The following is a 24396-nucleotide window of genomic DNA, read 5'->3' as shown; positions in this document are numbered from 1 at the left end:
ATGGCATACCAACGTTTAACTAGAGAGCAAATTGTTCAAAGAGTGGCTCAAGATATTCCGGAGGGCTCTTACGTAAATTTGGGTATTGGGTTGCCTACAAAAATCGCTAATTACCTTGATGCTGATAAAGAGATATTTTTGCAAAGCGAGAATGGGGTTCTTGGCATGGGTCCAGCTCCAGCTAAGGGAGACGAAGATCCTGATTTGATCAATGCGGGGAAGGAATTTATCACCCTATTAAAGGGCGGCTCCTATTTCCATCATGGCGATTCATTCACGATGATGCGCGGTGGACATATTGATATCTGTGTATTGGGCGCTTTCCAGGTTGCTCAAAATGGTGATCTAGCAAATTGGCACACTGGTTCGCCAGATGCGATTCCCGCTGTAGGTGGAGCAATGGATTTAGCAATTGGCGCAAGAAATGTATTTGTAACGATGGAGCATGTCACCAAGAATGGTGAGGCAAAGATTGTTGAAAAATGCACATACCCACTTACCGGTATGGGTTGCGTAAATCGCATTTATACAGATCTTGCTGTTATCGATGTCACACCAAACGGTTTGGTTGTGAGTGAAATGGTTCCTGGGCTCACCTTGGGCGAGCTGCAAAAACTAACTGACGCACCTTTATCTATAGCTCAATCATGAAAAATAATTCAAATGCATATATTTGTGATGCCATTAGAACTCCTTTTGGTAGGTACGGTGGGTCACTATCTACTTTAAGGGCGGATGATTTGGCTGCATTACCAATTCAAGCTCTCATGATGCGTAATATTGTTGATTGGTCAATGTTAGATGACGTTATTTTTGGTTGCGCCAATCAGGCGGGTGAAGATAATCGTAACGTTGCTAGGATGGCCAGCTTGTTGGCTCGTCTACCAGTGGAAGTGCCTGGATCCACCATCAATAGACTCTGTGGCTCTAGTCTTGATGCCATTGGTATAGCTGCAAATGCAATTAAAGGTGGCGGCAACCATCTAATGATTGCGGGGGGTGTAGAGAGCATGTCTCGGGCACCTTTTGTAATGGGTAAAGCCGACTCTGCGTATTCAAGATCGGCAAAAATTGAAGATACAACTATTGGTTGGCGCTTCATTAATCCCTTAATGAAGGCTCAGTATGGCGTTGACTCCATGCCAGAAACAGCAGAAAACGTTGCCGAAGACTTTAGGATTTCCAGGGCTGATCAGGATCTATTTGCGTTTACTAGTCAGCAGCGTACTGCAAAGGCGCAGGCTGCAGGCATCTTTGACGATGAAATTATTCCGGTAAATATTCCGCAGAAAAAGGGCGATCCTGTTGTTTTTTCTAAGGATGAGCATCCGCGTCTCACCACTCTAGAAACTTTAGCTTCTCTAAAAAGCATTGTTAAACAAGGTGGCACAGTTACTGCCGGCAATGCTTCAGGCGTAAATGATGGCGCTTGCGCCTTACTTCTTGCCTCAGAGCTTGGTGTAAAGCGGCATTCCCTGACTCCAAAGGCGCGTGTTGTGGCTGTGGCTGCGGCTGGCGTTGCTCCAAGAATCATGGGATTTGGTCCTTCGCCTGCAGTGAAGAAGGTTTTGGAAAAAGCAGGTTTAAAGCTTAGTCAGATGGATGTGGTTGAGCTAAATGAGGCATTTGCATCGCAGGCTTTAGCAGTTACTCGTGATCTTGGTCTTCCTGACAACGCGGCGCACGTCAATCCAAATGGGGGCGCTATTTCTCTTGGGCATCCACTAGGGGCATCTGGTGCGCGATTAGTAACTGCAGCTATGTATCAACTGATTCGCACTAAAGGTAGATACGCCCTTTGCACTATGTGTATTGGTGTTGGGCAGGGCATAGCCATGATTATTGAACGAGTTTAGGAGTAGTAATGAGTATTGCGCACATTAACGGAATTGACATCTTCTATTTGACAGATGGCGATCCTCACAAACCAGCAATTATTTTCTCTAACTCTTTAGGAACAGATCATTCTATGTGGGATGGTCAGCTTGAAGTATTAAGAAGAGATTTCTACTTAATCAGATACGACACTAGAGGTCATGGATTAACTCATTCTCCAAAGGGTCCGTACACCATTGCACAGCTAGCAAATGATGTTTTAGGTCTTCTTGATTACCTCAGTATTGATAAGGCTTTCTTCTGTGGAATTTCGATGGGCGGGCTTATTGGTCAATGGCTAGCGGTCAATGCGCCCGAAAGAATTGAGGCGTTAGTGATTGCAAATACTGCGCCAAAAATAGGTAATGAGCAGGCATGGAATGAGCGGGCGGCTTTAGCTAGAAAAGAGGGTCTCAATACTATCGCAGAATCCGCTCCTTCGAGATGGTTTACACCAGAGTTTTATGGTTCAAGCCCTAAAGCAGTTAACGAATTACTGATTAACTTGAAAAATATGAACCCTGAAGGTTATGCAAGTTGTTGCGAGGCATTGGCTACTGAGGATCTTAAGGGGGGGATTTCAGAAATCAATATTCCTGCATTAATTATCAGCGGGGATAAAGATCCTGTTACCACTATTAGTGATGCTCAGTATATGCAGTCCCAAATTAAAGGGTCTCAACTACAAGAGGTGCCTGCTTCGCACATTTCAAACATTGAAGCAGAAACTGAATTCAATCAAGTAATCAAGCAATTTTTTGCAAATCAAATCAAACACAAATTGGAGACATAAGCATGAGTCAAATTGATGTTCATAAGTTAATAGACGAAGCGAGGTTTAATAAATTTCACTGGGGTCTTTTATTTTGGTGCGGTCTAATCATCATTTTTGATGGTTACGATCTCGTCATCTATGGAGTTGTTTTGCCTAAATTAATGGCCGAATGGCAGTTATCACCCATGCAGGCAGGGACTTTGGGTAGTTATGCATTATTTGGCATGATGTTTGGAGCTATGTTCTTTGGGCCGTTATCAGACAAGATAGGGAGAAAAAAGACTATTGCAATGTGCGTTACATTATTTAGCTTCTTTACCTTTATTAATGGTTTTGCAGAAAACCTTACGCAGTTTGGTATCTGTCGATTTATTGCTGGATTAGGTATTGGTGGCGTAATGCCTAACGTGGTTGCTTTGATGACTGAATATTCACCTAAAAAAATTCGTAGCCTGCTGGTAACGATTATGTTTAGCGGTTACTCAGTTGGCGGTATGTTATCGGCTGGCGTAGGAATCTATTTAATTCCGACCTATGGCTGGCCCTCAGTTTTTTTCGTTGCCATTATTCCACTGCTGCTGCTACCAATCATTCTTTACTATCTGCCTGAGTCACCTGGATTTTTGATTAAATCAAATCGGAACTCTGATGCTGGAAAAATATTAAAAAAAATCGCCCCAGAGCGCGGCACATTGCTTTCTAATGAATATATCTATCCATTAGGTAAAGCCTCTAGCTCCGTACCTTTGGTTTCGCTCTTTAAAGATGGTCGCGTATTAAGTACTTTAATGTTCTGGACTTCATTCTTTATGTGCCTATTAATGGTTTATGCATTGGGATCTTGGCTTCCAAAGCTAATGAACAAAGCTGGGTATGAGATGGGTTCAAGCCTAATGTTCTTGATGGTGCTAAACATTGGCGCTATCTTTGGAGCGGTTGGAGGTGGTTGGCTTGCCGATAAGTTCCATCCACGCAAGGTACTTACCATTTTCTTTATTTGCGCTGCCGCTTCAATTAGTCTCTTAGGTGTTAAGAGTCCATTCATTGTTTTAAATCTATTGGTAGCTATTGCAGGCGCAACCACAATTGGCTCTCAAATCTTGCTCTATGCCTATGTTGCGCAATACTATCCATTAAAAATTCGTTCCACTGGTATTGGTTGGGCCTCTGGCATTGGTCGTGTGGGCGCTATTTTAGGTCCAGTGCTAGGCGGTACTTTGTTAAGCTTGGGTTTGCCATTGGAATTTAACTTCTATGCATTCGCAATTCCAGGCGCAATTGCATGTATTGCAATCTCATTAGCAGGGAAAAGTGGGCATGATGGGAAATAAACGGAAGCCATCCTGGATAGGAAAGGGCATTGGAATTGCTGCAATATTCCTGTACTTCAGTATGGCTAATGCACAGGAATGGCCCACTAAGCCAATTAAATGGATTGTTCCTTTTCCGCCCGGCGGGGCAATGGATGTGATTGCACGCGCACTTGCAGATAGCTCCTCCAAATCTTTGGGTCAGACAATCTTTGTCGAAAATAAGCCCGGTGCAGGCGGGAATATTGGAGCGGAATTAGTAGCTCGTTCTGAAGCTGATGGTTACACAATGATGATTACTTCAATTGGCATGGCTACCAATAAGTTTTTATATCCAAAATTAAGCTATGACCCGATAAAGGATTTTGCGCCCGTTAGTCTCATTGCTATTGTGCCTAATGTATTGGTTACTAATGCTACCCAGCCTAACGTAAAAACAGTTGCGGATGTGATAGCAAATGCAAAGGCGCAGCCTGGAAGGATTACCTATGCGTCAGCAGGTAACGGCACTTCTATTCATTTGGCTGGAGAGGTATTTACGTCGTTAGCGAAAATAGATATGCAACATATTCCTTATAAGGGTAGCGGCCCAGCAGTGACTGACTTACTTGGCGGTCAAGTGAATTACATGTTTGACAGCATCACTTCTGCAAAGCCTCATATTCTTTCTGGAAAGCTAAGGCCAATCGGTTTAACGACAATCAAGCGCTCTAAGGCCTTGCCAGGCATACCAACCATTGCTGAGTCTGGGTTACCAGGATATGATGTCACGCCTTGGTTTGCAGTTTTTGTGCCAGCGAATACTCCAAAGCCTATTATTAAGAAGTTGAATGTAGCCTTGGTAGCCAGTATGAATACTCTTGCCATTAAGGATAAGTTTGAAAGTATTGGTGCTGAACCTATAGGATCATCGCCAGAAGAGCTGGGGGTTTATCTAAATAAAGAAATTGAACGCTGGGGAAAGGTTATTTCAGTAAATCAAATTAAGGCTGATTAAGATCTAGCTACCCACATTTTCATTCTGAATGCCAACAGAGCTTGAGCCTTTGTTGGCATTTTTTTTGCTACAAATTTTCGTCCAAAAGTTTAGAAATTAATTGTGAATTCATTTATCTACTTCACTATAGCAATGTATTACATTTAATTATATTAAGTGTCATTAAAATGCATTAGACATCATGTAGTTCTTTACCTAGACTGGCTTCGATTGCAGGTTTTGCATTCGGGTCACCAAAATTAATTGAAAGTTAAAAGGTAAAGGAAATAGGAAATGAAAAAGATTATTACAGCGGCGGGCTTAGCAGCTGTTTGTGCAAGCGGCGTACAAGCACAATCAAGTGTAACGGTGTATGGAATTATTGATGCGGGTTATGTAGGCGGCAACTCAAGAGTAGTCAGCCCCACAACAGGCGCAGAAACAAAGAAACAGTAAGTCAATTTGGTCAGAATGCAGAGAGCTCTAGTCGTATTGGTCTAAAAGGAATTGAAGACTTGGGTGTTGGATCGTCCGCATTTTTCACAACAGAATTTCAAATTTATCCTCAAGATGCAAACTTAGGTGGCAATGCAAATAATGGCTTATTTAATCGACAGTCATTCGTTGGTCTAAAAAAGAATGGTATTGGACAAGCGGCACTTGGTTTGCAATACACGCCAATTTTTAACGCAGGGTTAGCAACGGATCCAGGTAACTTTAACAACCTGACTGGTAACGTCATATACGCAAGTGCGCAGGGAATTTCGAGTGCAAGCGCTGGAACTAGCTACATTGATTTTACAGCTCGCACGGCAAATACATTGTCATTTAAAACCGATTCAATTGCTGGGTTTACCGCAAGCGGTATCTATACTTTAAATAATAAAAACGAAACACAAACAACATCAGGGGCAACCATTACGGGTGGAAATACTAACGCTAGTGGATGGGGTCTTGGTGTTGATTACACCTATAATAAATTTTATGCAGCAGTTGCCTACCAAGCTTTGAAGCAATTTACCACTGCAGACACAGCTTCAGTTCCTTCAACTTCAAATTCACATGAATGGACTAATGCTCAAGCGAATGGCGCATCTACTGCGCCTACATTACCCGGTGGAAACGCGTTAAATGTTCAAGATAACCAATTTTATGCTGGTACTACTTATGATTTCGGCATATTAAAAGCTTATGCCCAGTACCTGAATCGTAAAGCCACATCGACAATTTCATCTGGATATTATCTTGGGCGCTCAGCAGAGCAAATTGGGTTGCGAAGCTATATCACTCCTGCAATTGAAGCATGGGCATCTGCAGGGCTTGGGCGCTATACCTATATGGGATCAGGCTCTCCAACTGCAAACTTTAATGGTTGGCAAGCTGGCTCTAATTATTGGCTGAGTAAGCGTACCAACTTGTATGCAATCTATGGCCAAACAACTGTATCTAATTCAACAACTTCCACTGGTAAAACAGTGAGTGCTGGATTAAATAACTATGCAATAGGTATGCGCCACACTTTTTAATAAAACTTTAAATCTCCAAAAATTAAAAGTATGACCCGCCTTAGGCGGGTTTTTTTTATTCTTTTTTTATTGCCATTTTATTTGGTCTCTCATTGAGATCTTTTTCAATAAAATCTCTGACGTGCTTCAATAGTGGAGATTCAGTTCTATTTTCGATCGTAACAAATCCAAATCTAGCAGTCGCATCTAATGGCGGAGTTATAGTTAATTCTTCCAGCTCAAGTGCAGAATTACGAATTGCAAGAAGTACAGTATTGCTCTGCTGTGCTACCTCCACTAGGCTTGATATTTCACTGCATTTTATGTTGACCAGATTATCAAGATTAGCGTCTTTTCCATAGCGATCAATGATTGTCTTTTCTGTTTCTTCACTTAAGGCTGTAGAAGCAATAGGATATTTTCTAAGATCATCAATGGAAATCTTTTTTAGCTTTCTTAATGGATGTCCTTTGCGAACCATGAATGCACCTGGAGTTTCGTAGATCACTTCCATTTTTAAATCTTGCGCTGGTTTCATTGATCTAGCATTAATAATGAGGGCATCTAATTTTCTTGCTCTCAGCGACTCAATGAGCATGCCAGTTTTCCCTCTTGCAACTTCAATATGAAGATGGGGATAGTGAACGGCAATATGTTCCAAAAGCTTGGTCATCAACAGCGCGCCAGGTCCAGACCCCATGCCGATTCGAATTTGGCCGCTAAGCCCATTTTTGAAATTCCGATTAGTCTCTTTGATGTCTTTAGCTAAATCCAGCAAAATTTGCGAGCGGCGTAAAATTTCTTCACCAAATGCAGTGAGAGTCGTGTGCCTACCTTGTCGATCAAATAATTTTGCACCCAATTCATCTTCAAGCGATTTAATGCTTCTGCTAAGAGCTGGTTGCGTAACAAATAGATTCTCTGATGACTTAATGAAGGAGCCGGTTTTGGCAAGCTCACTCATGTGTCTAAGCTGAGTTAGTGTCATGCTGTTTCTCCAATAATAGCTATTACATGAAATTATAGTAAATGATATAAAAATGCATTAGACATTATATTTAACCATACCTAGAATATGCTCTACATTCATAAAAGAGGGGTCCTGCTGTGAAATTAACTAAGTTTTTTGCCTTGGTGTTTGGTGTTGTGTCCATTGCAACCACTGCCATGGCGCAATCCTTTCCCTCTAAGCCGGTAAGTTTGGTTGTTCCATATCCTGCGGGCGGTGTTTCAGATGTGATTGCTCGTATTGTGAGCCCGCCCCTCTCCAAAAAGTTAGGTGAGGCTGTCATTGTTGAAAACATTGGCGGGGCAAGTGGTGGCATTGCCGCCCAAAAGGTGCTAAATGCACCAGCGGATGGTTACTTAGTGATGCAAGGCTCTCCAAATGAGTTAATTTTGGGACCTCTTGCAAATTCAGCAATTAAATTTAAAAGCGAGGATTTTCGTCTTGTTCAGATGATCGGATCTGTACAAATCGCTTTTTTAGTAAGAAGTGATATGCCTGTGAAGGATGTTGACTCATTTTTAGCATTTGCAAAAAAATCTGCACAAGAAGGCAAGCCCCTCTCCTATGCAAGTGTTGGCCCGGGTTCTTTTTATCATTTGCTTGGTGAGCAACTGTCCAAGGAGACTAAGATTCCAATGACACATGTTCCATACAAAGGTGCTGGACCAGCATTGCAGGATTTAATCGGCGGTCAAATCGATTTCTTTTTGGCGCCATATGGCAAATCACATGATGAGCTGGCTAAGCAAGGAAGAATCAAAATACTTGCAATGCTGAATTCTAAGCGTTTAGAGAGCGTTAAAGATTACCCTGCAGTTACTGAAAGTAAAGGTCTTAAGGGTTTTGTGTACTCCATCTGGACTGGTTACTTTGTGAAGAAAGATACCCCAGAGCCAATTATGCAAACTCTGAATAAAGCTTTGGCTGATGTACTTGAAGACCCAGCTGTGAAGTCAGGACTTGATGCCAATAGTTTAATGATTGCAAAGCCATTGTCCTTAAATGAGTTGAATAAAGTTTATGGTGACGGTACTGCTCAATTTAGAGCAATTGCAAAATCCATCAACTTACAACCTCAATAATTGGGTATATCAATGACTCAATTGCATGAGGTTAATTTGGTAGAGGTTGAGGAGTTTATTTCTCTAAGAAGAGATATTCATCAACATCCTGAACTTGCGTTTGAAGAACATAGAACTGCGGCATTGGTTTCTGAAAAACTAAAGTCTTGGGGCTATGAGGTACATGAAGGTATAGGCGGAACAGGCGTTGTAGGTGTTCTAAAAAACGGTAATGGTGAAATGACAATTGGCTTAAGGGCTGATCTTGATGCATTGCCTATTAATGAGCAGACAGACCTGGAATGGGCTAGCAAGAATGAGGGCGTAATGCATGCTTGCGGTCATGACGGACATACTGCAATGCTACTTGCTGCAGCTAAGGAGATTGCTGATAAAAAAGAATTTTCAGGCACGATAAATCTTATATTCCAACCGGCTGAAGAAGGTGGCGGAGGCGCACTTCGCATGATGGAGGATGGGTTGTTTAAACACTTCCCTTGCGATGCTATCTTTGCCATACACAATATGCCTGGATATGCGGTTGGCCACTTTATTTTTCGTGATGGTCCAACCATGTCATCTAGTGACTATGCAACTATAGAGATCTTAGGCGTAGGAGGTCATGGGGGAATGCCACATAAAGCATCCGATCCAATCGTGGCTGCCTCCTCGATTGTGATGGCGTTGCAAACTATTGTGTCTAGGAACGTTGACCCACAACAATCAGCGGTAATAACAGTGGGGGCATTTAATGCTGGCCATGCTAACAATGTAATTCCAGCACGTGCAAAATTAGAATTAAGCGTTCGCGCATTAGATCCTCAGGTCAGAATTGATCTGGAAAAAAGAATTAAGGAACTTGTGCAGTCACAAGCAGAAAGCTTTGGACTTACTGCAGTAGTGAATTGGAAAAGGGGTTATGCGGTCTTAGTAAATTCAGCGGCAGAAACAGAGTTTGCGCGGAATGTGGCGGCTGATCTCTTTGGCGAAGCAGCTATTACGCGCCAAGGACCGGCATTATCAGGCAGCGAAGATTTTGCATTTATGCTCGAGAAAATCCCTGGCTCCTATCTTTTTATTGGCAATGGGGATACACCAGGAACTTGTATGGTGCATAACCCTGCCTACGACTTTAATGATAGAAATATTGCGATTGGCGCAACATTTTGGTCTGAACTGGTGAAGCAATATTTGAAGACTTAGTATTTGAAGGTATAGTATTAAAGGTATTTAAATCATTCTCGGGAGAGATTGCTTTTACAGCAACGCCGAAGGAGCAACCGCCCCGGAAACTCTCAGGCAAAAGAACCGAAATGATCTTTAAACTCTGAAGAGATATTGGGTATTCGTCATCCAATAACACCGAAGGAGCAAGCAAATATTAAATATTTGCGAATCTCTCAGGTCCAGAACAGAGGGGGCCCCTTGAGCATCTGCAATGGGTAACCCTGACGTTTGAAGGATCTAAAAATGAAATCATTTGTAATTATTGGTGGTGGCATCACAGGCGTTACGACCGCTTATGTTTTGGCGAAGCGTGGCTACGATGTCACTTTAATTGAGCGTCATCGTTATGCTGGCATGGAAACATCCTTTGCTAATGGCGGCCAACTTTCTGCATCTAATGCAGAGGTCTGGAACCACTGGTCAACGATCATGAAAGGTATGAAGTGGGTCTTTAAAAAAGATGCCCCACTTTTGATCAATCTCAAGCCTGATTGGCACAAGATTTCATGGTTCGCAGAGTTCATTGCCTCGATTCCGAACTATAAGAGCAATACCGTTCAGACTGCACATATGGCAATTGAAGCAAGAAAGCATCTATTTGCTTGGGCAAAGCAAGAGGGTATTGATTTTGATTTAAAGCGCGAAGGTATCTTGCATATTTATCGTGACCAGGCTGGCTTTGAGCATGCAGGCAAAGTCTCTAAGATGCTCGCTGAAGGTGGGCTAGGGCGTACTGCCGTTACACCTCAAGAGATGAAAGAAATTGAGCCTACGCTAGCCGGTAAATATTATGGTGGTTATTACACAGAAAGCGATTCCACAGGTGATATCCATAAGTTCACTCATGGGTTGTCAGAGGCTGCTGCAAAGTTAGGCGTTAAAACCATTTATGAGCATGAAGTGCTTGCTGTTCAGTCCAATGGCAATCGTGTGAACTTAACCCTAAGTAAAGACGGGCATGCTAGCCAACTCGTTTTTGATAATGTTGTTGTGTGCGCTGGTGTTGGAAGTCGTGATCTGGCTTCTCAATTAGGCGATCGCGTCAATGTCTATCCGGTTAAAGGTTATTCAATAACGGTTAATTTGACCGATAAAGCCAGCCAAGAGGGCGCCCCTAATGTGAGTCTGCTTGATGATGAAACTAAGCTTGTTACTAGTCGTCTTGGGATAGACCGATTCCGTGTTGCAGGTACGGCAGAGTTCAATGGCATCAATCGCGATATCCGCGCTGATCGTATTAAGCCTTTGATTGATTGGGTTAACCAATGCTTCCCTGAAGTTAGTACTCGCTCGGTAGTCCCATGGGCAGGTTTGCGTCCGATGATGCCAACGATGATGCCAAAAGTTGGCAAAGGTAGTAAACCTAATGTGTATTACAACACTGGTCATGGCCATTTAGGTTGGACCTTGTCTGCCTGTACTGCTGAAATGATTGGTGATGTAATCCAGTATGGCGAAACCACCAAAAAGGTTAGTTCGCCAGCAAGTTTAAAGTTTTCTTGAGTCAGTAGTCGATAAGCGTTACTTTAAATAACGCTTATCCCTAGTAAGCCTCAGTATCGGATTTTTCTATTCATAAGATTCTGTTATAAATTGATTAATAACTTATATGGATTGCTTTTATGAAAGACACCTTAAAGCCAGGCATTAAGTATCAATGTAAATTTACAGTTACAGATAGTCAGACCGTTCCTGCCATGTATCCCGAGTCTGGTGAGGCTGCAGCAAGGCCAGAAGTATTTGCCACAGGCTTTTTGGTTGGCTTCCTTGAGTTAGCTTGTGTGAGGGCGATTATTCCCCATTTAGATTGGCCAGAAGAACAAGCTGTTGGAACATTCATTAGCGTTACTCATGAGGCCGCCACTCCTGTGGGCATGGAGGTGACTGCGAATGTTGAACTTATTGGCGTAGAAGGTAGAAAGCTCATATTTCAGGTAGAGGCTCACGATGAGGTGGACTTAATCTCACGAGGTCGCCACGAGAGAATGATTGTCAACAAAAGGCAATTTGAAGGGCGGGCTAGGTCAAAATTTGTTCAGGATTAATTATTACTCAAGGATTTGACATCCTCGGCCCTGGTCGCTTCCGCCCCGGGCCACCAAGAAACACTAAAACCACCTTCGGGTGGTTTTTTCATTTGGGCTCGGTTACATTGTTGCTATGAAAGCGCTCAAGAAAAGAATCCTGGGGTCTTGTTGTGGTGCCCATATTCTTCATGATGGATATACCGACCTACTGTATGTCATGTTTCCCATTTGGCAAATGGCATTTGGTCTATCGCTTGCTGAAGTTGGCTCTTTAAAGACTTTATATTCGGGGGCGATGGCTTCCTTACAAGTTCCATCAAGCATGTTGTCAGAAAAGGTCGGTGAAAAACGCCTATTGCTATTCGGCACTCTGATTGCGGCAATTGGGTTTTTATTGTCTGGTTGGACTACCAGTTTTTTAGGTTTGGCGGCCTGTTTAATTCTTAGTGGTATTGGCGCAAGTGTTCAACACCCCCTCTCCTCCTCATTAACTTCCCATGCTTTTGAAGGCTCGGAATTAAGGGGTGCTCTGAGCACATATAACTTTTCTGGCGATATAGGGAAGGTGTTGTTGCCATCACTCTGTGCGGCTTTATTGGCAGTCTGGGATTGGCATACCGTAACCAGCGTGATGGGGCTCTTGGGATTGTTGGCTGTAATGTTCTTAGCAGTTGTTCTACCTAAAACAACAGTTACCAATCACTCTAAGACCCAGTTAAATAAGGCATCAAGTGATACAAGCGGAAAAGGTGCAGGCAGCAACTTTCTTAATCTAGGCTTTATTTCTTTATCGTCAATTGCTGCTATCGATAGCGCTACTCGTATGGGGTTTCTAACACTACTACCTTTTTTATTAATGTCTAAAGGCGCCACAGTCACGCAGGTAGGCTTTGCGCTGAGTTTAACTTTTGCTGGTGGCGCCGCAGGTAAATTTGTTTGCGGGTTTATCGCAGCTCGATTTGGCGTAATCAAAACCACTTTAATAACAGAGATTGCTACGTCTATTCTGATGGCTTTAACCTTGCCGCTAAATGTTGATGTTGTTATGTTGATGCTGCCATTAGTTGGTGTTGCCTTAAATGGAACATCCTCTGGGCTTTATGGAACTGTCCCCGAGTTAGTTCCACCGCACATGCGATCAAGAGCATTTGGAGTGTTTTATACAGTAACAATTGGTTCTGGTGCTATTTCACCCCTTGTTTATGGTTTTGTCGGCGATAGGCTGGGAGTCCCTAATACTATTGCCCTAATTGCTGGCTCATTATTAATGGTGCTACCGCTGACTTTGGGTTTGAAAAAAGTCTTTAGAAGATTACAAGTCTAGAGCTAGGATTGGATATCTTTAGGCTTGGTCGATTCCGCCTCAGGCCACCAAGATATACCAAAACCACCTTCGTGAACTGACCCCCAAAAGTTGGACATCAAGTCCAACCAAGGGGGTTTTGTTTTATGAGCAAATACAGTAAGCAGTTCAAACTAAAGGTAGTTAAGGAGTTTTTAAAGTCTGGTGGCCTCAAGCGGGTTGCCCATCTATTTAAGATTAGTCATGCTCAGGTCCGTAATTGGATTTTAGCCCATCGGCTCCATGGCATTGCTGGGCTTAACCCAAAGCCTGTGCGCCATACTGCGTCGTTCAAAATGCAAGTCCTGCAATACATCGACTTGTACCAAGTCTCCCTTCATTACGCAGCTGCCCACTTCAATATCCCTTCTCCAAGCACGGTTTGGATGTGGCAAAAACTCTACAATGAAGGTGGTATTGCAGCCTTGCAATCCAAACCCAAGGGACGACCGCCCATGCCAAAACAAAGTGAGATTGCAGCGCTACTAGCTAGGCCATCTTCTGAGCTGACACATGACGAGTTACTGCGCAAAGCGCAGTATTTAGAAGTGGAGAACGCTTATCTAAAAAAGTTAGAGGCCTTAGCCCAGCAAAAGCACTTGGCAAGCAAGAACAAGTCCAAGTGATTGCTGAGTTAAGGCGGAGTTATCCACTACAAGTGATCTTGACAGTAGTTGGAATACCTAGGAGTGTGTATTACTACTGGGATAATGCCAGCTTTAAACCAGATCCTTATCTCGACACCAAGATGCAGATCAAGACCATCTTCCATGCCCATAAAGGTCGCTATGGCTATCGCCGGGTGCAGACAGCGCTTAGCTCCCAGAGCTGCTACCTCAATCACAAGACCGTACAAAAACTGATGGCTCAGCTGGGGATCAAGTCGACTGTCAGACCTAAACGCTATCAGTCTTACAAGGGAGCCCTTGGTAAGGTGGCCCCCAATTTACTAGAGCGTAACTTTGGAGCAAGTAGGCCTAATCAGAAGTGGGTAACTGATGTCACGGAGTTCAATATAAAGGGTGAGAAGGTCTACCTCTCACCAATCTTAGATCTGTATAACCAAGAGATCATCTCTTATACGATCACAGATCGTCCTCAGATCAGCATGGTGATGCAAATGCTCCAACAGGCTTTTAAGCAACTAAAACCAAAAGATAAACCCATGCTGCACTCAGACCAGGGCTGGCAATATCAGATGGGGTTTTATCAGGAGGCTTTAAAAGAACAAGGCCTTACCCAAAGCATGTCCAGAAAAGGCAATTGCTTAGATAATGCCGTCATGGAAAACTGGTTTGGGATCATGAAAAGCGAGTTCTTCTACCAAGAGAAGTTTGAGACGATCGAATCATTTAAGCAGGGGCTACATGAATATATCCACTACTACAACCATGATCGAATCAAACAAAAACTAAAGGGATTAAGTCCGGTGCAATACCGAACTCAATCCCTTCTGGTAACCTAACTAAACTGTCCAACTTTTGGGGGTCAGTTCACGAAGGTGGCTTTTTATTTGGCAAGACCTAAACCCAACTTATTTGAGACGCTTGGTGATTTCTGCAATCCGTTCACCATAAAGCCTGGCAGTCTCCAAATCGCCCGCATTTACCTCATCAGCGCTTGCGTCTGAGGGGGTTTGCATCATCGCACCAGCAGATGAACCAACATAGTTAATGTCATCACGCTTTGCTGCTTTTGAATTAGACGGCATTAAACCTGTACCAACCCATAAACCAGAATGTTGCATTGCTAAGGTAAAGAAATAATGCAAAGTGGAGTGCTTATCACCATTCATGGTTGCAGAATTGGTAAAGCCACCAAACACTTTATCCTTCCATTGCTGAGAGAACCATTGTTTAGAACTTGCATCAGCAAACTTTTTAAATTGCCAGCTCACTGACCCCATATATGTTGGCGAACCAAATACAATTGCATCAGCATCATTTAAAGTCGCCCATTGCGCATCAGTAATATTACCCTCAGCATCAATTGCGACTAAAGTTCCATTAGCGCCTTTAGCAACTGCTTCAGCTTGTTTTACAGTATGGCCATAACCACTATGAAATACAACAGCAACTTTTGCCATCTTGATCTCCTTTGAAATAGCGAATGTTTAATTAAGATTCTTTTGCTGCAGTTTTAGCATCTACAGACAAACCGCCTGCACCAAATACTGTCAGTAATAGCAGGCCACCAGCCATACTGAGGTTCTTCATGAACATAATGTTCTGAATGTAAGCCTGATCTGCCGGAACGGCCCAGAAGTTATGGAAAATAAAGCCCGCTAGCAAAGTAAATACTGCCAGCAATAGACCTGCCACACGCACTTTATAACCGATCACAATTGCAATACCACCAAGCACTTCAACAGCAATCGTGAGTGCCGCAATTAAACTTGGTATTGGCAATCCCTTAGATGCAATATAGCCAACAGTTCCTTCAAAGCCAGCTAGCTTTGATAGCCCAGCCGAAATAAAAATTGCTGCCAACAAAATTCTGGCTACCAATGCCAAAGGTTTAGCTGTTGATTGACATACCGCGTTCATATCGTTTCCTTTTTTATGAAGATCATTTTTCAAATGCATTTTTTAATGCTTGCAAAGATTTTGTAATCTCTGCAAGCTCCTTAGTATTTAATTTTTCAAACACTTTATTTAAATGGCTCAAGTGCGCTGGAAATACTTTTTCAAATAAAGTCTGACCCACTGTCGTCAAACCAATCATCTGACTACGTGCATCTTCTGGATTGAGTTTTCTTTCCAAGATGCCCTTGGCTTCCAGGCGCTCCAATACCCCCGTTAAGGTGCCCTTTGTGACTAAAGTTTTTTCACCCAACTCTTTGCAAGTCATTGGCGGTTGATTGCCTAGAGTTGCTATGACATCAAACTGGGTTGTCGTTAGCCCCATCGCTTTAACATCAGGCGCTGAGTAACGCTCAAACGCCTGATAGGCTGAAACAAGATTGCGGAGGGTCGGTAAAAAGGTCATTTAATTCAAACTAAGTACTAATTAGGACTAGTTTAGTCCTAATGCGAACTAATTGCAAGCGCTTAGGTCATAAAAAACCCCACAATTTATGTGGGGTTTGTATTTAAGCCGGGGTTTTGATCAAAACTGGACTGTTTCACCCTCAGTCATTGGGATGATCTTGATATTGCTGCCCTTCATCGCCGCCTGGAATTCTGCGAGCGTTCCTTTGGTCATTGGGTTGGAGTTGTAGTGCATCGGGATCACCATTTTTGGTTTGATCCAAGTTTTCAATGCAAAAGCTGCATCGTCAGGAGCCATAGTGAAGTTGCCACCAATTGGAATCAATACCAGATCTGGCTTGTAGTGTTCGCTGATAAATTTCATATCACTAAACAAACCGGTGTCACCCATATGCCAAATTTTGAATCCATTCTCAAGCTCAATGATGTAACCCATTGGCTCACCAGCTGGATGTGATTCAAGCTTGTCGGTTGCAGGATTTTTCCACACCAATAATGAAGAATGCTCAGCTTGAACAGCAGTTACCTTAATCCCAGGCAAAGGAGTCACACGACCAGTTTTATTGAAGCGCCATCCAAGCTCAGCAGGGATAATACCGAGTGTTGTTAATGGAGTCACCATATCTGCGGGGCCATATAACTTCGTATTGTTGGCTTTTGCAATTGCGGGTGCATCACCAATGTGGTCAACGTGAGCATGCGTTACTAAGAGCAGATCAATCGGACCAATTGCAGCCAAATCATTTTTATATTGTGGCGGAGTCTTTGGACCTCCGGTGATCCACGGGTCAATCAAAATCATCTTACCCTCGGGGGATTTAATCCTAAATCCAGCTTGACTTAACCATAAGAGCTCAGTCTTGCCCTGTGCATTAGTAGCTGAAGCAGTCTGCGCTAAAGCAAAATTACTTATCAGCAACAAAACTGGCAATGCAAATGCAATCGCAAGCCTCTGCTTGAGTGAATGATTTCTCATGATTCTGTCTCCCGTGATTTTTTTAATTGGATAGGAAAACTATATCCGAAATCCTTAACTAGAGTCGAGGAATGCCTTATACGGCACTGCACCAATTTTTTGGGGCAAGATCTTTTGTATGTCTAAAATCTTAGGCGGTTTGATTTACTTCCAGAATAGAGAAATTTTTTGGCTTGAATTGGTCTTCACACTTAAAGCTCTTTTTTGCTCTACACCTTGGTAACTTGCCTCAATGATGTAATCGCCAGCCTCTAGGTTAATGAGCATATAAGGGCCATCAGCCTGCGCATTAAACAGGACTTGCTTCTTAGAATCAACTACTTTGATATTGGCGCCAAAAATCCACACACCTCTTCCATTCTCTATTTGAGATAACTCAAGTAAGACTGGCCATAGCTTAGCTTCGGCCAAAATGGCAGTGGTTTCTTCTTCACCCACTCCGCCAGAAATATAGGAGATGCCACCCGAGTGTTGGGTTGGCGGAACCTGAGCCAGAACAAATCCAACTGCTACCCATAAGAATGTGGCTAAAAGCCATTGCAAAAGTGTTTTCATCTATCTATCTTACTGCTCGCAAGACTAATGAAAAAGCCCCGCATCAGCGGGGCTTGAGATCGGTAACTGCTTATATCCTAAGGAATCATCACAATTGCGCCAGAGACTTTTCTACCCTCAGCCGCACGGTGGGCATCAGCTGCTTGCTCCAAAGGAAACTTCGCGCCAATTTGCACCTTAACGTAGCCCTTAGCAATTGCGTCAAAGACTGCTTTTGCATTCTCTTGCAAGAGGGCATGCGTCGCATTGTGCGGGAACACAGAAGGTCTTGTTAAGAAGAGGCAACCTTTCTTATTTAGAATCTCTGGCTGAATTTCTGGGGCTGGACCTGAAGCGGCACCAAAGAGCGCCACTGTACCAAATGGAGCAGTGCAGTCCAATGAACCCAAGAAGGTATCTTTTGCAACAGAGTCATACACAACGTTGGCTTTTTTGCCACCCGTTGCTTTCAATACTTCATCTACCCAGCCAGCCTGAGAGTAATCAACTACAGCATCACATCCAGCCGCCTTTGCTGCGGCAACTTTTGCTTGCGAGCCAACTGTTCCCACTACAAATGCTCCCAATGCCTTAGCCCAGCCAGCCAAAATTTGACCAACGCCACCAGCAGCTGCATGCACCAATACAATGTCGCCTGCTTTGACCTTATATGTTTTTTGCACAAGGTATTGTGCAGTCATTGCCTTAAAAAAAACTGCTGCAGCAACTTCGTCAGAAACATTGCTTGGCACTGGTACTAATTTATCAGCGGCGACATTACGTGCACTGGCGTAGGCACCAATACCGGCATTCATATACATTACGCGATCGCCAAGCTTTAAACCTGTGACGCCCTCGCCTAGAGTCTCAACTACACCCACCGCCTCGTGACCAAGACCGGTTGGCAATTCCAATGGGTATACACCAGAGCGCTGATAAACATCGATGAAATTAAATCCAATCGCTGTCTGACGAATCTGAACTTCACCTTTTGCTGGTGAAGGCAGTTCTTTGTCGATTACTTTGATTACGTCTGCGCTACCCAGCTTGTCCAGGCTAACTACTCTTGCTTTTGTCACATGTCACCTATTTATATTTGTTATTAAAATATCATACAACAAGGGCGTTTTCTTCCACTACCGCCCATGTACTATCGCCCAACTTCTTTACTGCCATAGAGTATGTCCAGCCATCCGGAATACCGCAACTCCATTCTTTTGGTCCATTTTGAATCAAGACATTCGTTGAGTTTCTGGTGTCGTAGTAGAGATAGTAGATTTTTCCATGAATAGGATTGAAGCTAAATTTTGCAATGTGCACCATCTCGGTTGCATCTAGTCTTGCCTGCAATGCTTTCGCTTGCTTCATCAATACTTCAGCCTGCTCCATAATGCGCTCATACTCTAGTTTGGCATTTTGACGTGCAACATTCACTGCCTTATCTTTTTCCTCAACCACTTTAATTGGGGCGAACACAGGGGCACCAACCTCCATTGGATATTCAATTCCTGCATGTCTTGCTGGATCGGTGTCTTCAATTCTCATCGCTGGCCCATGAAATTTGGTTTTACTGCAAAATTGGCTTCAATAACCTCTATTGATTGGGAAAGTGTGACACAAATGGCAATTTTTTGCCGAGCAGTGCCATATCCCACTAGATAGATTCGCCATAACCACAATTAAGGAATAATTTGATGAGTAATACAGTCGCCTTGAATGTTCTGGGGCAGCCCCTAGTCCCCTGCTCGTTTGAGCCTTTAACGGGATTTTTCAGAGATGGTTGCTGCAAAACTAATGAAGAAGATGTTGGAAGTCATTTAGTCTGCGCAATTGTTACTAATGACTTTTTGCAATTTAGCCTGAGCAAAGGCAACAATCTCATCACTCCAATGCCAGCCTATCAATTTCCCGGTCTAGTTGCGGGAGATCAGTGGTGCCTTTGTATCAATCGCTGGCTCGAAGCAGTGGAAGCCAATTACGCACCTCTCATTAAATTAGAGAGCACAAACATTAAAGCACTTGAGATTGTCTCATTAAGCGTTCTTGAAAAATATTCAAGTGAAGTTGGAAATCCTGTTTGAAAGCTTTCTACTCAGACCACTTCGTCCTACCTCTTCCTGCGGGACACCGCTTCCCCATGGAAAAATATTCTCGCGTACGTGACTTAGTTAGCAAGCTTCCCCATCTTGAATTAGTGGAAGCGCCCCCTGCTTCAGATACCCAAATACTGTTTGCGCATGACCCAAGTTATCTACTGAAAATCATCGAAGGCAAGCTTAGCCCAGCCGAGCAAAAAGAAATTGGTTTCCCGTGGAGTGAAAAAATGGTGGAGCGCTCACGTCGCTCTGCGGGAGCTACGATTGCTGCGGCGAAGACTGCAATCAAAGAGGGTGTCTCTGGAAACTTAGCAGGAGGGACCCATCATGCCTATCGAAATCTAGGTAGCGGGTTTTGTGTCTTTAACGACTCTGCGATTGCTGCTCGCACACTCCAGAAAGAAATTCACTCCAAGCTCAAAGTAGCGATTATTGATCTAGATGTGCATCAAGGTAATGGCACTGCATCGATTCTGCAAAATGATTCATCTATCTTTACCCTGTCGATACATGGTGAAAATAATTTCCCATTTAAAAAGGAATTCAGCGATCTAGATCTTGGTTTAGCCGATGGCTGCGATGATCAAACCTATTTAGATGCTCTGGCTCAATCTCTAGAGCAATTGAACCAGCGCTTTAAACCGGACTTTTTGATTTATCTTGCTGGTGCTGATCCTCACGAGGGTGACCGACTCGGAAGACTTAAGATAAGTAAAGAGGGAATGCGACTCCGAGACGAGGCAGTTTTTCAGTACGCACTAGGTAAACAAATACCCGTTGCATTCTCAATGGCAGGCGGTTATGGCAAAGATATTGGATCTACCGTTGAGATTCACTACCAAACCATTCAAACCGCCTTGAACTTTCAACAGCAGTACTAAGCGCCAACTAACTCGGCTTTTTTTTGGGTGCACTCTTGGTGGCAGACAAATTACTCACACTCTCTACACTTTTTTCAAAGTTCACGAATGAATCAGCCATTGCCGCTCGTACCAGCTCAAAATTTTGCAAGGCATTGTTAAATGATGTCTTAAATACCGAGACATAAGCTTCACTGCCAATTGGTGCATTATTGGTAGCGTCATTTACAAAATGAATTAAATCGGTTTTTGAGTCTTGGATCATCACTTCAGCGATTTCGGCGAGCTCTTTATTGCCACTCTTTAAAACGTCCATGAGTTGCTGCTGATAATGCATCACTTCTTTTGCGGCATCCTGTAGAACTTCAGAATGAACATAATCGAATGCAGATTTAGGATCTTGGGTTTTCATCAATTCAGATACACGCTTCTGAATAAGCCCAGCAAAATCTTGCGCAGCCTTTTGATTGATTTGCGCTATTGCTTGTGTGCTTTCTATGGCCATTCGGCCTACAGCCTTACTTGCATCAACCACTTTTTGCTGACTTTTACTCATGACAACCCCTTTTTGGTGAGAGATACGCAATGGATACCACTGCCAATCTACTCTGGTTTTAGGGTGTTTCTATAGAGAAATACCAGTAGAGCCAGCAAATTCCAGCGAGAACTGTTTACTTTGCTGGGGCGGGCTTCTTCGGCAGGCTATTCAGCATAGCGGCATCGTTGAGTTGCTGATCCACTAAATATAGCGTGCCACCATAGTTGGCCTGAAGATCATATCCTGAGAGTCCAACCGTATAAAAAGTGATATCTGGATTAAAGGATCGGATTGTGCCACCCGATCCTGCTGAAAAGTTAGCATCCACATCCATCCCGCCATGATGGCCATCGATTGAGGTCAGCAAAAATTGATCGATTGCTGAAGTCGTTTTAAAAATTGCGATTTGATATTGGTCTTGATAGCCAGCGCCTAGACCTTCGCCAGTTTTGAGGGCCTGCATAAAGACGGGCTCTTTACGACGCTTGTCATACAACACACCCTCACCACGCGCCACCACAATTAAAACCACATTTACATTGGTGGTGCTAAAGACTGCATAGCCAGGAGCCTTTTCGATATCCTGTTTAATTTTAGGATTCTGTTTGATCAAAGTATCAAGGCCAGTCTTAGCCATTTGAATGGTGGCTTGGCGCTTTTGTAAGATTTCCGCCTCAGTCAGGGGTTTGCCGTCTTTACCGGTGGATTGACAAGCGGTAAGGAGTCCTCCAAATAAAATAACGGCGAACAACCGAGAAAATTGCTTAAGTAAATTTGGCATAAATAATGTTCTTGTCTAAAGCCTGGAAAGCGCCAATAAAGCACCTAAAACGCCATTATCCCAGCTTTGGTTATGGCCTCTTTTAATTATCGAATAAATCGATGATTTATATCGATATTATTCATTATACAAATAAATAAATAGTCCCTAGAATGGATTCCGTTATCAAAGCATTCCTTGTTTGATTAACCCAATTTATTTAACAAAAGGAGCACCATGTCTATTATCAATACAGCAGTAGCACCATTCAAAACTGAAGCTTTCCACAATGGCAAGTTTGTAACCATTACTGAAGAAAGCCTCAAAGGCCATTGGTCAGTTTTGATTTTCATGCCAGCAGCATTTACTTTTAACTGCCCAACAGAAATTGAAGATGCAGCAGAGAACTATGCGGAGTTCCAAAAATTAGGTGCTGAAGTGTATATCGTGACAACTGATACACACTTCTCACACAAAGTTTGGCACGAAACTTCACCAGCAGTTGGTAAGGCAAAGTTTCCACTGGTTGGCGATCCAACACATACATTGACAAACGCTTTCGGCGTTCATATCCCCGAAGCTGGTTTGGCATTGCGTGGCACATTCGTTATCAATCCAGAGGGCATTATCAAAACTGCAGAAATTCATTCCAATGAAATCGCACGTGACGTTTCTGAGACATTGCGCAAGCTCAAAGCTGCTCAATACACAGCAGCTCACCCAGGTGAAGTTTGCCCAGCGAAATGGAAAGAAGGCGCAGCAACTTTGACTCCATCTTTGGACCTCGTAGGCAAGATCTAATCGATCCTAATCTATAACCAATAGACTCTCTGCGGAGAGTCTATTGGAGAGGGTCTCAAGATCCTGCCCAATAGACTCACTGAAATAGAAATAAAGGATTTCAAGATGTTAGATAGCAATATCAAAACCCAATTAAAAGCATACTTCGAGAAGATCGCCGCCCCCATTACTCTGACAGCCAGCGTAGATGGCAGCCCTGCTTCTGCACAGATGCTTGAGCTCTTGAACGAAGTCGCCGAACAGACTGACAAACTCACCGTTAAGACTGATGGTCAGGCGAAAAATGTACCGAGCTTTACCGTTAGCAAAACTGGTGAAGAAGCACGTATTACTTTTGCAGGATTGCCCATGGGACACGAGATGACTTCTTTCATCTTGGCAATCTTGCAGGCTAGTGGTTACCCACCAAAAGTGGAAGAAGACATTCTTGCGCGCATTCGCAAACTCGACGGCAAGTTCCATTTCCAGACTTTTATTTCCTTGTCATGCCACAACTGCCCTGATGTTGTTCAGGCCCTGAACTTGATGGCAGCAATCAATCCAAATGTTGAACATGAAATGATTGATGGCGCCCTCTACCAGAACCTAGTTGATCAATATCAAATCATGGCGGTTCCAACCGTCATTCTCAATGGCGAAGTGTTTGGTCAAGGCCGTATGGGTGCAGAAGAGATTATTGCCAAACTCGATACCGGCAGTGCCGAAGAAGAGGCGGCAAAACTCAATGCCAAAGAAGACTTTGATGTCTTAGTCATTGGCGGCGGCCCTGCAGGCTCTGCTGCTGCGATTTATGCTGCCCGCAAAGGCATTCGTACCGGTATTGTTGCTGAGCGCTTTGGCGGCCAAGTCATGGATACCTTGGGCATTGAAAACTTCATCTCCGTTTCTCATACTGAAGGACCAAAACTGGTTCAAGCCCTAGAGCAACATGTAAAAGACTATGAAGTTGACATCATGAACTTGCAGCGCGCTAACGCTCTGAAAAAGACAAGCCATGGAATTGAAGTCGAAATGGCCAATGGCGCTAAATTAAAGAGCAAGTCTGTCATTATCAGCACTGGTGCCCGCTGGAGGGAGATGAATGTTCCCGGCGAGCAAGAGTACCGCAATAAAGGCGTTGCCTACTGCCCACACTGTGACGGCCCCTTGTTTAAAGGCAAGCGTGTTGCTGTGATTGGTGGCGGCAATTCCGGTGTTGAAGCTGCGATTGATTTGGCTGGCGTCGTAAGTCATGTGACTTTAATCGAATTTGACAGCCAATTGCGCGCAGATGCAGTGTTGCAGAAGAAGCTTTTCAGCCTACCAAATGTGACCGTCATCAAGAGCGCGTTAACCAAAGAAGTTTTGGGTGATGGCAGTAAAGTTAATAGTCTGCGTTACGAAGATCGCACCACCAAAGCAGATCACACCCTTGAGCTTGAAGGCATCTTTGTACAGATTGGTCTATTGCCAAATACTGAATGGCTCAAAGGTACGATTGACCTGTCACCTCGCGGTGAAATCATCGTCGATGCAAAAGGCGAGACATCATTGCCCGGCGTATTTGCCGCAGGTGACTGCACCACAGTTCCTTATAAGCAAATCATCATCGCTATGGGCGAAGGTGCCAAAGCTTCTCTGGGAGCATTTGACTATCTAATCCGCCACTCTGTAAGTGAAGAAGAACCAAGTAAGATTGCTGCTTAACATTAACTCTACAAACAAAAACCCCAGACATTGATCTGGGGGTTTTTT

27 protein-coding genes and 1 riboswitch are annotated in these 24396 nt (G+C 43.5%); of the genes, 17 read left to right on the top strand and 10 right to left on the bottom strand.

What is annotated here, in order from left to right:
• The 7 genes from A8O14_RS09075 (at nt 1) to A8O14_RS09050 (ending at nt 6462) form a co-directional block, all read left to right on the top strand.
• Complete coding sequence (locus A8O14_RS09075) at nt 1-651, top strand: 3-oxoacid CoA-transferase subunit B (RefSeq protein ID WP_068949221.1); 651 nt, start codon at nt 1-3, stop codon at nt 649-651.
• Nucleotides 648-1856 carry a 3-oxoadipyl-CoA thiolase gene (pcaF, locus tag A8O14_RS09070; RefSeq protein WP_068949220.1) on the top strand — a complete coding sequence of 403 codons (1209 nt, stop codon included), beginning with the start codon at nt 648-650 and terminating at the stop codon, nt 1854-1856. The genes A8O14_RS09075 and pcaF overlap by 4 nt, the downstream gene beginning before the upstream one ends.
• A gap of 8 nt (nt 1857-1864) precedes the next feature.
• Entirely contained in the window at nt 1865-2668 is an 804-nt protein-coding gene (gene pcaD, locus A8O14_RS09065; protein WP_068949219.1) for a 3-oxoadipate enol-lactonase, read from the top strand.
• A gap of 2 nt (nt 2669-2670) precedes the next feature.
• Nucleotides 2671-3981, top strand: a complete 1311-nt coding sequence (locus A8O14_RS09060) for an MFS transporter (protein ID WP_068949218.1) — start codon at nt 2671-2673, stop codon at nt 3979-3981.
• Complete coding sequence (locus A8O14_RS09055) at nt 3968-4957, top strand: tripartite tricarboxylate transporter substrate binding protein (RefSeq protein ID WP_228385062.1); 990 nt, start codon at nt 3968-3970, stop codon at nt 4955-4957. Before A8O14_RS09060 ends, A8O14_RS09055 begins: the two co-directional genes overlap by 14 nt.
• Before the next feature lie 273 nt (nt 4958-5230).
• Nucleotides 5231-5392 (top strand): porin, encoded by a 162-nt coding sequence (locus A8O14_RS11945; protein ID WP_228385061.1) that lies wholly within the window; start codon nt 5231-5233, stop codon nt 5390-5392.
• A gap of 35 nt (nt 5393-5427) precedes the next feature.
• Nucleotides 5428-6462 (top strand): porin, encoded by a 1035-nt coding sequence (locus tag A8O14_RS09050; RefSeq protein ID WP_228385134.1) that lies wholly within the window; start codon nt 5428-5430, stop codon nt 6460-6462.
• A gap of 55 nt (nt 6463-6517) precedes the next feature.
• Here the strand turns inward: A8O14_RS09050 and A8O14_RS09045 are convergent, their stop codons facing one another.
• Entirely contained in the window at nt 6518-7429 is a 912-nt protein-coding gene (locus tag A8O14_RS09045) for a LysR family transcriptional regulator (protein WP_068949216.1), read from the bottom strand.
• Between the two features lie 119 nt (nt 7430-7548).
• Between A8O14_RS09045 and A8O14_RS09040 the strand changes: the two genes are divergently transcribed.
• The 6 genes from A8O14_RS09040 to A8O14_RS11635 all read left to right on the top strand — a co-directional run bounded on the left by A8O14_RS09040 (nt 7549) and on the right by A8O14_RS11635 (nt 14572).
• Nucleotides 7549-8532 carry a Bug family tripartite tricarboxylate transporter substrate binding protein gene (locus A8O14_RS09040; RefSeq protein ID WP_228385060.1) on the top strand — a complete coding sequence of 328 codons (984 nt, stop codon included), beginning with the start codon at nt 7549-7551 and terminating at the stop codon, nt 8530-8532.
• A gap of 12 nt (nt 8533-8544) precedes the next feature.
• A complete protein-coding gene (locus tag A8O14_RS09035; protein ID WP_068949215.1) occupies nt 8545-9714 on the top strand; it encodes a M20 aminoacylase family protein in 1170 nt (389 codons plus the stop codon).
• Nucleotides 9715-9743: 29 nt separating this feature from the next.
• Nucleotides 9744-9832: riboswitch (glycine riboswitch) on the top strand.
• 149 nt (nt 9833-9981) lie between these two features.
• Complete coding sequence (locus A8O14_RS09030; protein WP_068949214.1) at nt 9982-11241, top strand: D-amino acid dehydrogenase; 1260 nt, start codon at nt 9982-9984, stop codon at nt 11239-11241.
• A 119-nt stretch (nt 11242-11360) separates the two neighbouring features.
• Nucleotides 11361-11783, top strand: coding sequence for a thioesterase family protein (locus A8O14_RS09025; RefSeq protein WP_068949213.1), 423 nt, complete (start codon nt 11361-11363; stop codon nt 11781-11783).
• 115 nt (nt 11784-11898) lie between these two features.
• Nucleotides 11899-13089 carry an MFS transporter gene (locus tag A8O14_RS09020; protein WP_068949212.1) on the top strand — a complete coding sequence of 397 codons (1191 nt, stop codon included), beginning with the start codon at nt 11899-11901 and terminating at the stop codon, nt 13087-13089.
• 125 nt (nt 13090-13214) lie between these two features.
• A protein-coding gene (locus A8O14_RS11635) for an IS3 family transposase (protein ID WP_099092312.1) occupies nt 13215-14572 on the top strand; the annotation gives its coding sequence in 2 pieces (ribosomal slippage) (nt 13215-13680 and nt 13680-14572; 1359 coding nt in all).
• A gap of 69 nt (nt 14573-14641) precedes the next feature.
• Here the strand turns inward: A8O14_RS11635 and A8O14_RS09005 are convergent.
• The 7 genes from A8O14_RS09005 to A8O14_RS08975 all read right to left on the bottom strand — a co-directional run bounded on the left by A8O14_RS09005 (nt 14642) and on the right by A8O14_RS08975 (nt 19152).
• Nucleotides 14642-15193, bottom strand: a complete 552-nt coding sequence (locus A8O14_RS09005) for a flavodoxin family protein (RefSeq protein ID WP_068949210.1) — start codon at nt 15191-15193, stop codon at nt 14642-14644.
• A 31-nt stretch (nt 15194-15224) separates the two neighbouring features.
• Entirely contained in the window at nt 15225-15653 is a 429-nt protein-coding gene (locus tag A8O14_RS09000; protein WP_068949792.1) for a DoxX family protein, read from the bottom strand.
• Between the two features lie 22 nt (nt 15654-15675).
• Nucleotides 15676-16095, bottom strand: a complete 420-nt coding sequence (locus A8O14_RS08995; RefSeq protein ID WP_068949209.1) for a MarR family winged helix-turn-helix transcriptional regulator — start codon at nt 16093-16095, stop codon at nt 15676-15678.
• 120 nt (nt 16096-16215) lie between these two features.
• Nucleotides 16216-17073 carry a metal-dependent hydrolase gene (locus tag A8O14_RS08990; protein WP_068949208.1) on the bottom strand — a complete coding sequence of 286 codons (858 nt, stop codon included), beginning with the start codon at nt 17071-17073 and terminating at the stop codon, nt 16216-16218.
• A gap of 144 nt (nt 17074-17217) precedes the next feature.
• Nucleotides 17218-17628, bottom strand: coding sequence for a hypothetical protein (locus A8O14_RS08985; protein ID WP_068949207.1), 411 nt, complete (start codon nt 17626-17628; stop codon nt 17218-17220).
• Nucleotides 17629-17705: 77 nt separating this feature from the next.
• A complete protein-coding gene (locus tag A8O14_RS08980) occupies nt 17706-18686 on the bottom strand; it encodes a quinone oxidoreductase family protein (RefSeq protein ID WP_068949206.1) in 981 nt (326 codons plus the stop codon).
• Nucleotides 18687-18717: 31 nt separating this feature from the next.
• Nucleotides 18718-19152: a DUF2452 domain-containing protein gene (locus A8O14_RS08975; RefSeq protein ID WP_068949205.1), complete on the bottom strand. Its 435-nt coding sequence runs from the start codon at nt 19150-19152 to the stop codon at nt 18718-18720.
• 149 nt (nt 19153-19301) lie between these two features.
• Here A8O14_RS08975 and A8O14_RS08970 point away from each other — a divergent pair, with 149 nt between their 5' ends.
• Both A8O14_RS08970 and A8O14_RS08965 read left to right on the top strand, forming a co-directional pair.
• A complete protein-coding gene (locus tag A8O14_RS08970; RefSeq protein ID WP_068949204.1) occupies nt 19302-19688 on the top strand; it encodes a DUF2237 family protein in 387 nt (128 codons plus the stop codon).
• Nucleotides 19685-20584, top strand: a complete 900-nt coding sequence (locus A8O14_RS08965) for a histone deacetylase family protein (protein ID WP_068949203.1) — start codon at nt 19685-19687, stop codon at nt 20582-20584. Before A8O14_RS08970 ends, A8O14_RS08965 begins: the two co-directional genes overlap by 4 nt.
• A 7-nt stretch (nt 20585-20591) precedes the next feature.
• Here the strand turns inward: A8O14_RS08965 and A8O14_RS08960 are convergent, their stop codons facing one another.
• Nucleotides 20592-21119 carry a phasin family protein gene (locus A8O14_RS08960; protein ID WP_068949202.1) on the bottom strand — a complete coding sequence of 176 codons (528 nt, stop codon included), beginning with the start codon at nt 21117-21119 and terminating at the stop codon, nt 20592-20594.
• Between the two features lie 115 nt (nt 21120-21234).
• Entirely contained in the window at nt 21235-21882 is a 648-nt protein-coding gene (locus A8O14_RS08955) for a lipid-binding SYLF domain-containing protein (protein WP_068949201.1), read from the bottom strand.
• Between the two features lie 216 nt (nt 21883-22098).
• Between A8O14_RS08955 and ahpC the strand changes: the two genes are divergently transcribed.
• On the top strand, nt 22099-22662 hold the full coding sequence (gene ahpC, locus A8O14_RS08950) for an alkyl hydroperoxide reductase subunit C (RefSeq protein ID WP_068949200.1): 564 nt from the start codon (nt 22099-22101) through the stop codon (nt 22660-22662).
• A 105-nt stretch (nt 22663-22767) separates the two neighbouring features.
• On the top strand, nt 22768-24348 hold the full coding sequence (gene ahpF / locus A8O14_RS08945; RefSeq protein ID WP_068949199.1) for an alkyl hydroperoxide reductase subunit F: 1581 nt from the start codon (nt 22768-22770) through the stop codon (nt 24346-24348).
• Nucleotides 24349-24396 lie beyond the last annotated feature (48 nt).

This window comes from Polynucleobacter wuianus (assembly GCF_001659725.1).
Classification (GTDB): Bacteria; Pseudomonadota; Gammaproteobacteria; order Burkholderiales; family Burkholderiaceae; genus Polynucleobacter; species Polynucleobacter wuianus.
This window is presented reverse-complemented; position numbering and strand designations above follow the sequence as displayed.